This is a genomic window from Anoxybacillus amylolyticus (genome assembly GCF_001634285.1).
GTDB lineage: Bacteria > Bacillota > Bacilli > Bacillales > Anoxybacillaceae > Anoxybacteroides > Anoxybacteroides amylolyticum.
Genome location: NZ_CP015438.1, coordinates 2,381,392 through 2,393,557, shown reverse-complemented (window position 1 = coordinate 2,393,557; position 12,166 = coordinate 2,381,392). Strand labels below are relative to the sequence as shown.

16 protein-coding genes are annotated in these 12,166 nt (G+C 43.3%); 12 read left to right on the top strand and 4 right to left on the bottom strand.

All coding sequences use genetic code 11. The features are described 5' to 3' along the window. Window positions 1–60: 60 nt before the first annotated feature. The gene (locus tag GFC30_RS12190) at window positions 61–405 is read left to right on the top strand and encodes a GNAT family N-acetyltransferase (RefSeq protein ID WP_066325971.1); all 345 of its coding nucleotides are present in this window, start codon (window positions 61–63) and stop codon (window positions 403–405) included. Between the two features lie 9 nt (window positions 406–414). Here GFC30_RS12190 and GFC30_RS12185 read toward each other — a convergent pair whose 3' ends face one another. Further along, on the bottom strand, window positions 415–921 hold the full coding sequence (locus tag GFC30_RS12185; RefSeq protein WP_066325969.1) for a DUF309 domain-containing protein: 507 nt from the start codon (window positions 919–921) through the stop codon (window positions 415–417). 117 nt (window positions 922–1,038) lie between these two features. Here GFC30_RS12185 and GFC30_RS12180 point away from each other — a divergent pair, with 117 nt between their 5' ends. The 4 genes from GFC30_RS12180 to GFC30_RS12165 are packed head-to-tail and all read left to right on the top strand — an operon-like array spanning window position 1,039 to window position 3,338. Continuing rightward, window positions 1,039–1,785 carry a segregation/condensation protein A gene (locus GFC30_RS12180; protein ID WP_169807007.1) on the top strand — a complete coding sequence of 249 codons (747 nt, stop codon included), beginning with the start codon at window positions 1,039–1,041 and terminating at the stop codon, window positions 1,783–1,785. Next, window positions 1,775–2,359, top strand: coding sequence for an SMC-Scp complex subunit ScpB (gene scpB / locus GFC30_RS12175; protein WP_066325965.1), 585 nt, complete (start codon window positions 1,775–1,777; stop codon window positions 2,357–2,359). Before GFC30_RS12180 ends, scpB begins: the two co-directional genes overlap by 11 nt. Before the next feature lie 50 nt (window positions 2,360–2,409). Further along, complete coding sequence (locus GFC30_RS12170; protein WP_066325962.1) at window positions 2,410–2,829, top strand: hypothetical protein; 420 nt, start codon at window positions 2,410–2,412, stop codon at window positions 2,827–2,829. Between the two features lie 17 nt (window positions 2,830–2,846). Next, entirely contained in the window at window positions 2,847–3,338 is a 492-nt protein-coding gene (locus GFC30_RS12165; RefSeq protein WP_066325960.1) for a DUF3907 family protein, read from the top strand. A gap of 24 nt (window positions 3,339–3,362) precedes the next feature. Here GFC30_RS12165 and GFC30_RS12160 read toward each other — a convergent pair whose 3' ends face one another. The 3 genes from GFC30_RS12160 to GFC30_RS12150 form a co-directional block, all read right to left on the bottom strand. Beyond that, on the bottom strand, window positions 3,363–4,001 hold the full coding sequence (locus GFC30_RS12160) for a hypothetical protein (protein WP_066325958.1): 639 nt from the start codon (window positions 3,999–4,001) through the stop codon (window positions 3,363–3,365). A gap of 132 nt (window positions 4,002–4,133) precedes the next feature. Further along, entirely contained in the window at window positions 4,134–4,571 is a 438-nt protein-coding gene (locus tag GFC30_RS12155) for a DUF6114 domain-containing protein (RefSeq protein WP_066325956.1), read from the bottom strand. A gap of 22 nt (window positions 4,572–4,593) precedes the next feature. After that, entirely contained in the window at window positions 4,594–5,178 is a 585-nt protein-coding gene (locus tag GFC30_RS12150; protein WP_066325954.1) for a DUF6230 family protein, read from the bottom strand. Window positions 5,179–5,715: 537 nt separating this feature from the next. Between GFC30_RS12150 and GFC30_RS12145 the strand changes: the two genes are divergently transcribed. From GFC30_RS12145 to resA, 7 genes are all read left to right on the top strand, one after another. Beyond that, window positions 5,716–7,221, top strand: a complete 1,506-nt coding sequence (locus GFC30_RS12145) for a response regulator transcription factor (protein ID WP_066325952.1) — start codon at window positions 5,716–5,718, stop codon at window positions 7,219–7,221. A gap of 77 nt (window positions 7,222–7,298) precedes the next feature. Continuing rightward, on the top strand, window positions 7,299–8,183 hold the full coding sequence (locus GFC30_RS12140; RefSeq protein WP_066325951.1) for a superoxide dismutase: 885 nt from the start codon (window positions 7,299–7,301) through the stop codon (window positions 8,181–8,183). Between the two features lie 99 nt (window positions 8,184–8,282). After that, window positions 8,283–9,422, top strand: coding sequence for a D-alanyl-D-alanine carboxypeptidase family protein (locus tag GFC30_RS12135; protein ID WP_066325949.1), 1,140 nt, complete (start codon window positions 8,283–8,285; stop codon window positions 9,420–9,422). Further along, entirely contained in the window at window positions 9,415–10,008 is a 594-nt protein-coding gene (locus GFC30_RS12130) for a nucleoside recognition domain-containing protein (protein WP_066325947.1), read from the top strand. The genes GFC30_RS12135 and GFC30_RS12130 overlap by 8 nt, the downstream gene beginning before the upstream one ends. Further along, complete coding sequence (locus GFC30_RS12125) at window positions 10,008–10,541, top strand: spore maturation protein (RefSeq protein WP_066327372.1); 534 nt, start codon at window positions 10,008–10,010, stop codon at window positions 10,539–10,541. The genes GFC30_RS12130 and GFC30_RS12125 overlap by 1 nt, the downstream gene beginning before the upstream one ends. A 115-nt stretch (window positions 10,542–10,656) precedes the next feature. Then, a complete protein-coding gene (gene rluB / locus GFC30_RS12120) occupies window positions 10,657–11,394 on the top strand; it encodes a 23S rRNA pseudouridine(2605) synthase RluB (RefSeq protein ID WP_066325946.1) in 738 nt (245 codons plus the stop codon). 242 nt (window positions 11,395–11,636) lie between these two features. Beyond that, window positions 11,637–12,158, top strand: coding sequence for a thiol-disulfide oxidoreductase ResA (resA, locus tag GFC30_RS12115; protein ID WP_066325944.1), 522 nt, complete (start codon window positions 11,637–11,639; stop codon window positions 12,156–12,158). The last annotated feature ends 8 nt before the right edge of the window (window positions 12,159–12,166 follow it).

Sequence of the window (12,166 nt, the reverse complement as noted above, 5' to 3'; positions counted from 1 at the left end):
AAAACGACTTTTGTACTTTTCTGTCGAGGAAAAGTATCGCCAGTAATGAGGGGTTCTTTTATGTTAATTCGCTATCGAAAAAACTATGAGAAAATTGCAATGGGACTTCTGTCGTTTATGCCGACAGAAAAAGAGCTGAAAAAATTGCAACAAACGATGAAGCATTACGAAACGAACGACGACTGGCAACTGTTTTTATGGAAAGAGGAAGAAGACGTTATCGGCATTATTGGCGTTGTGCTGCGAGCCGGACAAGTAGAAATTCAGCATATTAGCGTCAATCCGTCGCACCGTCACCAAGGGATTGGGAAGGAAATGGTAAAAGCGTTAAAAGACTTGTACCCGAATCATGAATTAAAACCGAACGAATTTACCGCTGCATTTTTAGAAAAGTGTGAATTGTAAAAAGGCTACCTAACTCGGCAGCCTTTTCTTTTTTGCTGCTCGTGCGGCGATGACGTCTGAACGGTCGCGCAACGTATGTTTATGCAGCAAAAATTCATTTGTCATATCGCTTTTTTGCCCCCATACGACGCCTTTTTGTTTACAGAGGGCAAGGCATGTTTGTAAGAGCGTTTCGTCCTTGATCGGCAACATAATGCTCTCGTACGGCTTTCCTTCGTCGATTTGCTTGACATACTGCTTTAAAAGCACCGCAAGTTCTTCCTCGTCAAGCCCGAGCTTCCGAATCGCGTCTTTTCTTTGTTCAAGCAACGTGCTCGCTTTTTGCATCATTCGTTTTGCCCCAGAAACGTTACCGCGCCGATGGTGATAAAGCGCAACGGCGATTTGAATAAGCAATGCCCACACGTGTTTTTTTTCATCTTGTTTCCAATGTTCTTCTAATAGTTCATGGCATTCAAAATAGTCGCGGTCGGTATGAAAATGAAATAAATACTTGATATAAGCAGTTGGATACAATGTTTTCACCTTCTTTCTTATCATAGCTGCATTGTATCATAAAAGCGGGAAAAATTTGCTTGGACAACGCGTAAATGTCACTTATACTAGTGATAGTGTCGAGAAGGTGGGATATGTGTGCAATATAAAGTAAAAATTGAAGCGTTTGAAGGTCCGCTTGATTTGTTGTTGCATTTAATCAACCGATATGAAATTGATATTTATAATATTCCCGTTGCGGAAATTACGGAACAATATATGGCGTATATTCATGCGATGCAAGAGTTGCAGCTAGATGTCGCGAGCGAATATTTAGTGATGGCGGCAACGCTTTTGGCGATGAAAAGCAAAATGCTGCTTCCAAAACATGAAGAAGAGTTGTTCGACGGGGAAATAGAAGAAGAAGACCCGCGCGAACAATTGATGCATCGATTGCTAGAGTATAAAAAATATAAAGAAGCAGCACAGGAACTGAAAAAGCGCGAGGAGGAGCGGGCGCTGTTGTTTACAAAGCCGCCGAGCGATTTAAGTATGTATGCAGCGGAAGAAATCGAGAAGCGGCCGTTAGAGGTAAACGTATACGATATGCTGCTGGCATTGTCGAAACTGTTGCGTCGCAAAAAATTGCAAAAACCGCTGCATACGAAAGTAACGCGGCAAGAAATTCCGATTGACCGGAGAATGGAAGAAATTTTAACGGAGTTGCGAAAAACGAAAAAGCGGAAAAACTTTTTTGACTTATTTCCGTACTACGATCGTGAATACGTTGTCGTTACGTTTTTAGCGCTTTTAGAACTAATGAAGAAAAATTTAGTGACGATTGAGCAAGAACGAAATTTTGCTGATATTTTTGTTGTATGCAAGGAGGAGGAACATGGAGTATAAAGCGATTGTCGAAGGGCTATTATTTGCGGCTGGCGATGAAGGATTGTCGCTAAAGCAAATTGCTACGGTGCTTGATGTGTCAGAAGAAGTGGCGCTCGACGTTTTGACAGCACTGAAAAAAGAGTATGATGCGCCGAGCCGTGGTATTCAGCTTGTAGAGCTTGCAGGAGTATTTCAGCTGACGACGAAAAAAGAACACGCCCCGTATTTAAAAAAGCTTGTCGAGTCCCCAGGAGCTTCTTCGCTGTCGCAGGCGGCGCTTGAGACGCTTGCGATTATCGCGTACCGCCAGCCGATTACAAGGGCGGAAATTGAGGAAATTCGCGGAGTCAAAAGTGATAAGCCGCTGCAGACGCTGGTGGCAAAAGCGCTAGTGAAAGAAGTCGGACGGGCGGAAGGAACAGGGCGGCCGATTTTATACGGGACGACAAAAGAGTTCTTAGATTATTTCGGATTAAAAACGTTGGAAGAACTGCCGCCGCTTCCAGAGCTGCAAGAAGAACAAGATGAACAAGAAGCTGATTTATTCTTCGAAAAATTCGCAGAAACATTAAACAATAGCGCGGGAGTATGATAAGATAAAAGTAACCAAATTTTCTCTTTTGCATATAGGGAGGCTTACGTATGCGAATTCGCCGCTGTTATGGATACGAACTCGAAAAAGCACAACCGAACACATCCGAAGATTTTTTTAATCGCTCGGAGGTGACGTTTGTCGAAGATGGAGAGGAAAAGACGTTGCACGTCTTGTACGTCCGCTATTTTGATGAACTCTTCCCGACGTTTACTCCGTATGCACAAAGCCCAATTTTCACCGTAAATGGACGCGACGTGTCGTTTAAAGACATAGTGGCGCTCGTTTGTTTGTTGAAAAATCCGAGCTTTCGCCACCGCAAACGCGTGTATGTGAGCGATGAACAGGAATTTCGCCGCTATTTTGAGCATATTGATTTTGCGAAGCTACCAGAAATATTTTCCGCGTTAGAAGCAACAGGCGAATATGAGCTTTTGTCGCCGCTTTTATTTATCGTACAACCATCCTAAATTATGGGGGGATTTTTATGGCAAATGCAATCGTCATGAATCAAACGAAACAAGTCGAGACGTTTTTGCAGCATACCGTTCGAGCGATGACGAACTATTTGAACGAAACGACGCTTACAGGGTTGCTTGCGGAACAAGAAGATGGGGATAAGGCGTACTATGAGCAGCTATTGCTCAACTTGCGCCGCTTAGTCGTTTATTGTGAAGAAGGGCTAGAAGCGTGTCGCGTTGTTTTAAAAGATGAGCCGTTCCGCAAAGCGGCTGCTGAAAAAGCGCTCTACCGTATTTATCATTCGTGTATTGCCGAATTTTTTGCGCCGAAAAACGATGCTTGGTATGAAGACAGCCGTTCTGCCTATACAGGGCGAAATTCAATTAAATTCCGGCAAACGCCGCCGCCATCGCTCAAAGCGCTTCTTTCCTCACTAGAAAGAAGCTTCCAAGCGATGCGTGAAGAACTCGAATTTTATGAAACAGACTACCGGACAAAAATGATGCAGTCGAAGTAAAGGGATGTTGGAAAAGCGGAGCGCTTAGTTTGTCGCATCCGCTTTTTCGCCTGTTGGTTGGTCATTTGGTTGTCCAGCGGTAGACGGCTGGTGTTCTGTTTGGGTTGGCTCACTTACTTGCGACGTGTTATTTATAAGCGTTTCGAGGGTTTTTTTCATTTGTGCTAACGCTTCCTCATTGGCGGGAGTTATTTCTGCCTCTCCTCCACTTTCTAGGGTGATAAGCAGTTGCGGCAGTTTGACATCATCAGAAACGATGCGGTGAGCGAGCATTTTTAATTGCTTAAACCCAATCTTTCCATCCGTTGGTTGATATACTTCACTAAATTGTGCGTTAGATAGTTGTACCGTTAGTTGTCGAAAGGTAGCAACGTCGGACGAAGTCATACGGACGGTTATATTTCCAGATGGAGTACGAACAATTTTACGAATCGTGAGTCCATTTGCCACTATCTGTTCGAGCGAAAGTGACAGTATTGGAGTGTTTGGTTGTTCCGCCGTATCGCCTGTCCCAAGCGAAACAGATTTCAGCGTCCCTTCTAGCTGAGTTGCTTCGATGACAAAACCGACAACCGTAGGAGTAGTAGCACTCCCTTGTCGAACAAATAAAACCCCGCTAGTAAAAATAAGAAAAATGATAACGATAAAGCGCCTATTAATCAATGCAACCACCTTTTCTATCTGTGATAGGCTTGTCTTTTAAAAAAAGAGCCTCCCCTATTTTCAAGGGAGTTGGCTCTTAGCAAATGGACTATGAAAATAATCGTTTTCCATAACGAGAAGGAAATACCCAGCTCAAGACTCCATAATTCCAGATGCAATCTCGTTTTCTACTGAATGGTCGTTGTTCAGATCGAGGTGGCTTGTTTCTACCACTGCTAACTCGGGTTTCCACGCAATACATAACGCTCCGCCGATAATGCCTAAAATTGTTCCCACTAAAAAGCCACCGAGCGCTCCCATGATCGACAAAACAGCAGAGAAAATAGTGATAATCCCGAATACAGTTGATAATTTGGGCATGGCATAAGACATAACCCCTAAAAGGAACACAAGCCCACCTAAAAAGAACCCTGAAAACAAAATGCTGCCTGGGACGATGGCTACTTCATAAAGCTGGATAGGAATCCATAATATAACCAAACCAGACAAAATCGTTAATGTCGCTCCCCAAAAAGGGCGTCTTGCTTTCCATTCTTTAAACGCTTCTCGTTTGGAAAAAAACATGTTCATTTCTAATCATCCTCGCAAAAATTTAATTTAGTTTTTCAAACGATACTTTCATTCCTGGAAGGGAAACAGTTTTTTGGAAAAGGTAGAGCGTTTTTAAATCGCCATTTTCGATCACAATGCTATCTGCACTTTGTGTAAATTCCCGAACGATTTTTTGGACTGGATCTTGAATGTCACCAACATAATTTTCCGACATCGTTAAATTGCCGAATTGTGCGCTACCGTTAATGAGCGTTGCTTTTTGAATTAAGCCGTCAATTTCGACCGGTTTATCAGAAGAAATCACGACCCGAATCCCAAGCGCAGGAATCGTTTTGGAGATTTCTAATCCAGTAATGGTCGCATGATTAATTTCGTTAACAGTAACAGGGATGTTTTTCGTTTCTGCCCCATCTGCAGCTCCGCCGTATAGCTTAAAGCCTGTACCGACCATTTTGTCAAATTTTACGGTAAACTCTCCAAACCCGCTCAGCGGAACAGCATAGGCCATTCCTGTCATCCCGAATAACGAAAGAAGGATGCCTAAAAATAAAAAACCGCCTAACAGTGCAAACCACAACCTCCTTTTAACCGTATACCCTCCGACAATCACTGTTTCTGCCACCATTTACTCCCCCTTTGTGTAACATTCAAAATAAAGAAAACGCTTACGGAAAAGTGGACGTTTTCTTTATTTTGTTGAAAATTTTATGCTATCTACCTATAAAAGTTAATCCCTACATTTGTAGGATTTTCATTAAAATAAGGAAGGAGCTTGTAGAAATGAGTCGAACTATATACATGTAACTGAGGAGTTTAACGTATTTTTTCGACTGTCACGCGGACGCGTGACAGTCGAAAAATGGTAACATTTCAATGTGCATTTATCAGGCGTATTGATTAACGAATAAAAGCCAGTTGACATCGCTCTATAGCTTTTCTGTTGTTGTCGGCACTTTGCCGACTGGGAGTATTAGCATGCCCTCCTCCAACAATGAACGCTTGAAGGGCAAATGTCATTTGCCCGCCGGCGTTCTTGTTCGAGGGAAAAGGCAGAAAATCTTGTGTTCAGCCATAGGATTCTATATTTTTTTCATAAAGAAGGGATAGGACGATGTACGGTGAATAGTAAAGCAGGCGTTTATTTTAATTTAGGGGGGATAAGGTGTCTCGGACACTTCATGAACATTTAAACCATCTTTTAAACAATGCCATTCATTTGTTAAGCATTTATAAAGAAGATCTTTCGCAAGAATGGCAGCACATTTTGTATTTCCTCCAACAAAACGAAAAACCGGTACATGTATTTGCGCTTGTGAAAAAATGCTTATTGCGCCACTTCACTTTTTCCAAGATAGGGAGTGTGAATGTCGATGACGTGATTCAAGCCATTCAAACAGAGTGGATGGAAATGTTCCAACGATGTCCGGAGCCAGAGTTAGTTATTTTTCATCTAAACTTATTAGAAAATGCAGCTCATAAAGTTTTGAAGAAGCGAATTGCCTATTCCTCTAAACTACATCCTTCCGTGCACTATTTGTTTTCAAAAATAAGTGAGTCGATGCTTTATTTGTATCGTCAAGAAATACAAATAGACGATGTGTGTGAGCGGCTATTAAGTAACCCTAACCTACCAACCCAATGGATTGCGAGAATCGAAGAAACAAAAGAAGGGTTTTCTATAAAAAAAATTATTGGCGTTCATCCGTATAAAAATATTTCCGGTGAAAATGCTGTGTTTTGTTCTTGGGATGAAATTGTGAGTGTATTAGGGAGTTCTCATCTTCCTGTTCCGTGGAAAAACGAATTGCTTTTGTTTGGGACAGAAGATAAGCAAGTCGCGGAGCGGTTGACCGTTAGTGTTCATTTATTCCGTGCGTTTCAAGAAGAAGAAGAGAAAACGTTTCGTCGATGGAAAGAAAATCGTTGGAAAGATGCAGTTATTTTATTTAACGAATGGATTATTCGTTCACAAAATTTTCAAGAAGCGATGGAAAATATTTGTTTTGGATTTGGATATTTTTTACCATTTGAGCGTTGCGCCCTTTTCCAACTTTCCGATATGGAAAGTAAAATTGTTGGTTTATATGGGTATCGACTAAACAATGAAGAAATTCAAGCGATTACCGATGAAATTGCAAATATTCCGATTGTAAACGAAAGCATCGGGAAGTTGAAATCGCAACATCATGATATGAAACATTTTCAGCCCATTTATGTTCCGTTTGCGAATAAGGAATTTCCGGAAAATTACACAAAAAAATTTGGGATTGCGTCTCTTGTTATTGTCCCTGTCTATGTGCCAACTGAGGGAAAAATTATAGGGGGGATTGTATTAGATCAAGGAGCTGGTAAACATTTTGCAGTTGATCGCAGCTTATTTCCGGCCTTGATGAAATTTGGGCAAAGCGCGGGGGAATTGTTGTTGCGGTTTATAGAGGCGCCTGTTCAAAAGCAATCTTTAGGTGTACATGCTGTTTCTTTTTCGTCACGGGAAATGGAAATCATGAAGCTACTTGCCGATGGCGCGTCGACTGCTGAAGCTGCTTCGCAACTATATTTGAGTGAATTTACAGTAAGAGATTATATTTCTAGTCTTATGAAGAAATTGAATGCGAAAAACCGTACCGAATTGGTTGCGAAAGCGATACGTCTTGGTATTATTCAATAAATCGTTTCATAAGGACAAGAACGATTTTCTCCTATCCTTCATACGATAATGGCGGATAAAGAAGGAGGAGATTGGTGATGGAACAGCAGGAACTGTTTGAGCAATATGTGCATGAAGTCATGGAATGGATGAGTCAGTTAGCAGAACGAAGCGACATGCGCGGGGAGGTGGAGGAGCTGCTCACGTATCTTTCTTCACACGAAGGGGGATGGACGGAAGAAGCGGTGAAAGAGGTGGAAGCGATCGTTGCATCGCTTTATGAAAAAACAGTGCAACGTATTTCGCTCGTAGAAGAACGAGCAACTGACGAAAGAAGTGAAATGGAACAAGGGCTTGAACGCACTGCTGGCACACATACGCTGCCACCGCTACCGTACCGTTATGATGCGTTAGAACCGCATATCTCTGGGGAAATTATGTACCTCCATCATACGAAGCACCATCAAAGTTATGTCGACGGATTGAATAAGGCGGAAAAAATGATGGAAACGGCGCGTGAAACGAACGATTACGAACTGCTCATCCATTGGGAGCGCGAAGCGGCATTTCACGGCTCTGGTCATTATTTGCATACAATTTTTTGGTATAACATGACGCCAAAAGGCGGTGGCGAGCCAAAAGGGGCATTGCTTGAACAAATCAAAACAAATTTCGGCAGCGTTGCCCGTTTTAAAAACCATTTTACCGAAGCAGCGAAAAAAGTAGAAGGAGTCGGATGGGCCATTCTTGTCTGGTCGCCACGTGCCCATCGGTTAGAAATTTTGCAGACAGAAAAACATCAACTAATGACGCAATGGGATACGATTCCGCTGCTTGTTCTTGATGTGTGGGAACATGCGTATTATTTGCAATATAAAAACGACCGTGCTGCTTACATTAACAGCTTTTGGAACGTTGTCAACTGGCGTGATGTTGAGCAACGATTTGAGCAGGCGCGGCGTCTTCGATGGCAACCATTTTAAAATGTAAAAAGTGGGAAGAATCCTCTTCTTCCTGCTTTTACGCATATCCCCTTTTTTTCCGCATACACTTGTACAAAACAGCAAAAGGGATGGGGTTACATGCGGCAAAGGAAACGGTTGCTTGCTTGCATTGTGATGCTGGCAATGATTTTTTCATGCATTCCGCAGCGGACCAAAGCGCAAGACGTCAGCGCGCAAAGCGCGATTTTAATGGAACAGACGTCAGGGCGAGTATTGTTTGAAAAAGACGCCCATACGAAGCGACGCATTGCCAGCATTACAAAAATTATGACGGCCATTTTGGCGATTGAGTCAGGGAAACTAGATGAAACAGTGACGGTAAGCGCCCGCGCGGTACGAGCGGAAGGTTCTTCCATATATTTGAAAGAAGGGGAAAAAATTAAATTACGCGACCTCGTCTATGGGCTTATGCTCCGTTCAGGGAACGATGCTGCTGTGGCGATTGCGGAACATGTCGGCGGCAGTATGGAAGGCTTTGTGTTTTTAATGAACCAAAAAGCAGCCGAAATCGGGATGCGCGACACGCATTTTGCCAATCCACACGGGCTTGACGATGCGGAAAATCATTATTCGACCGCTTATGATATGGCGCTATTAATGCGCTATGCGATGCATAACAAAACGTTTCGAAAAATTTCCGGTACGAAAGTATATCGTGCTCCGAATCCGGATGAAAATTGGGATCGGATCTGGCGCAATAAAAACAAATTGTTAACGAACTTGTACGAATATTGTACAGGCGGAAAAACAGGCTATACGAAACGGGCCAAACGGACGCTTGTGACGAGTGCAGAAAAAGACGGTCTAGAATTAATCGCTGTGACACTCAACGCCCCTGATGATTGGAACGACCATATTTCCATGTACGAATACGGATTTGACCATTATGTGCTTGCGAAAGTAAGTAAAGAGCGAATCGGGAAACGTGTAAACGACAAGTTTTATCGAAACCATCTGCAAGCATCTCGCGATTTAGTATATCCAGTCAAAAAAGACGAAATGGAAAAATTGCGTGTGCGTATTCATCTTCTTCGTCCAAAAAAACAATGGAAAGAAGAGCGAGCGCTTATTCCGATCGTTGTTGGAAAAGCAGTGCTATATTTAGATGGACAACCGGTCGATGAAGTACCACTTTTGTATAAGCAGAGCCAGAGCAAACAAACGAACGCTTCCATTTGGAAACTTGTGTTCTTTTTAGGTGTTGGGCACGATGGTTAATTTGATTTGGGCAGTCATGGCGCTTATCGGTATTGTTTTTGCGGCGATAAACGGCACGATGGAAGAAGTAAATGAAGCGATTTTTAAAAGTGCCAAAGAAGCGGTGACGATTAGCATTGGGATGATTAGCATTTTAGTGTTTTGGCTCGGATTGATGAAAATTGCCGAAGATGCAGGATTGCTTGCGAAGCTTGCTCGTTTGTTTACCCCACTTGTGCGCCGGCTGTTTCCGGAAGTGCCGAAAGATCATCCGGCGCTCGGTTACATCGTTTCGAATATGATTGCGAATATGTTCGGGCTTGGCAATGCGGCTACCCCGCTTGGCATTAAAGCGATGGAAGAATTGAAAAAGCTAAACAGAAATCGCGAGACAGCAAGCCGGTCGATGGTTACGTTTTTAGCGATGAATACGTCAGGAATTACCCTTATTCCTGCAACCGTCATTTCGATTCGCATGACCTACGGTTCGGCGTCGCCAGGGGAAATTATTGGTACGACGTTTATCGCTTCCTTATTAGCGACGATTGGTGCGATTTTTATTGACCGGTATTATTACTGGAAACGGACGCGAGGTGGGAAGCAATGATGGCGCTTGTGCAATGGATTTCGCTTTGGCTTATTCCAACCGTTATCGGGTTTATTTTGTTATACGGGACGTGGAAACGCGTACCGACGTATGAATCGTTTGTCGAGGGAGGGAAAGAAGGCATCCAAATCGCGTTTTCCATTATTCCGTATTTAGTTGGCATGCTTGTGTCGGTGTCGATTTTTCGTGCGTCCGGTGCGCTTGACTATTTGATGAGGGGAATTAAGCCGTTAGTCGAGGCAATCGGGATGCCGCCGGAAGTTGTTCCACTAGCAATCGTTCGGACGATTTCTGGCACTGCCGCTTTAGGCATGACGACTGACCTTATTGCGACATACGGACCAGATTCTTTTATCGGGCGGCTTGCTTCAACGATTCAAGGGAGCACTGAAACGACGTTGTACGTCTTAACTGTTTACTTTGGCGCTGTCGGCATAAAAAAAATGGGGGATGCGTTAAAAGTCGGGGTATTAGCGGACATTTTAAGCTTTATTATCTCTTTTTTCATCGTATTGTTTGTGTTTGGGAAGTAAGCAACCGGTGGCGGTTGCTTTTTTGTTTCGAAAAGGAACTATTGTATGATAAAAGTAGGCTGTATGCTTGTATCTTTTTGTCGAAAAGAGTAAGATGAGTGATGAGGTGAAAATGATGGAACGATTGCAAAAAGTAATTGCCCATGCAGGCATTGCATCGAGAAGAAAGGCAGAAGAGCTCATTTTACAAGGAAAAGTGAAAGTAAACGGCAAAATCGTGACCGAACTTGGCGTGAAAGTAGGTCCGCAAGATAAAATTGAAGTAGACAGCATCCCGGTGGAGAGAGAAGAACCGGTGTATTATCTTTTTTATAAACCGCGCGGAGTCATTTCGAGCGTGAAAGATGACAAAGGAAGGAAAGTGGTGACCGACTTTTTTAAAGAGTTGCGTCAGCGCATTTATCCGATTGGGCGGCTTGATTATGATACGTCGGGGCTGTTGCTTTTGACAAATGACGGCGACTTTGCGAACCTTTTAATGCATCCGCGCTATGAAATCGATAAAGTGTACGTGGCGAAAGTAAAAGGGATTCCAAGAAGAGAGCAACTCAAGCAACTAGAAAAAGGGATTATGCTCGAAGACGGCATGACCGCACCGGCAAAAGTGAAAATGCTTTCACTCGATAAACGGAAGAAAACAGCGATTATCGAAGTCCGAATTCACGAAGGGCGAAACCGCCAAGTGCGCCGCATGTTTGAAGCGATTGGTTGCCAAGTGACGAAATTAAAGCGGGAACGGTATGCGTTTCTTGATTTAAAAGGGTTAAACCCTGGCGACTATCGCGAGTTAACGCCGCATGAAGTGAAGCAATTGCGGGCGCTTGCGTTATCTGGCGAACATGCGCGTGTATAAGGGGCTAGACAGTCGCCTGCGCTTTTCGTGTTGTCTAGCTGCGGCTCCTAGCCCCTCGGGACGCTTCAGCCCCGATGCGGCGGCGACAGCCTCCTCGCCGGTCTTCCAGCGCCTGTCGGGGCTAGACAGTTGCCTGCGCTTTTCGTGTTTGTCACATAATCTTCACATAATTTTCATTATGAGCGTAGTGAATATTGCTATAATGAAAAATGGTATATTTTTCGTTATGGGAGAGTTGTTAGATGAAAAAACAGCGATTTGTAATGCGGGCGGTTATTTTATTGCTTTTGTTAGCCGCTGTTGGGTATACAATTTATTCGAATTTTTTTACCGAAAAAACGGAAATTAAAGTGGGGGCAACCGCTCCGGATTTTGTGCTCACCGATTTGAATGGAAAAAAACATCGTCTGTCAGACTATCGCGGCAAAGGGGTATTTTTAAACTTCTGGGGGACGTGGTGCAAGCCGTGTGAACGGGAAATGCCGTTCATTAATGAACAGTATAAAGTGTATAAACAGCAAGGTGTTGAGGTGCTGGCAGTCAACGTTGGCGAACCAAAGTTAAGCGTGCAAAAGTTTGTCGATCGGTTCGGGTTAACATTTCCAGTCGTCATTGACCGTGAAGACCAAGTAATGAACGCCTATGAAATCGACCCATTGCCGACGACGTTTTTAATCGATAAAAACGGCAAAATTCAAGCGATTATTACTGGAACGATGACAGAAGAAAAAGTGAACCAATACATGGAAAGCATTAAACCGTAGGGAGTTTT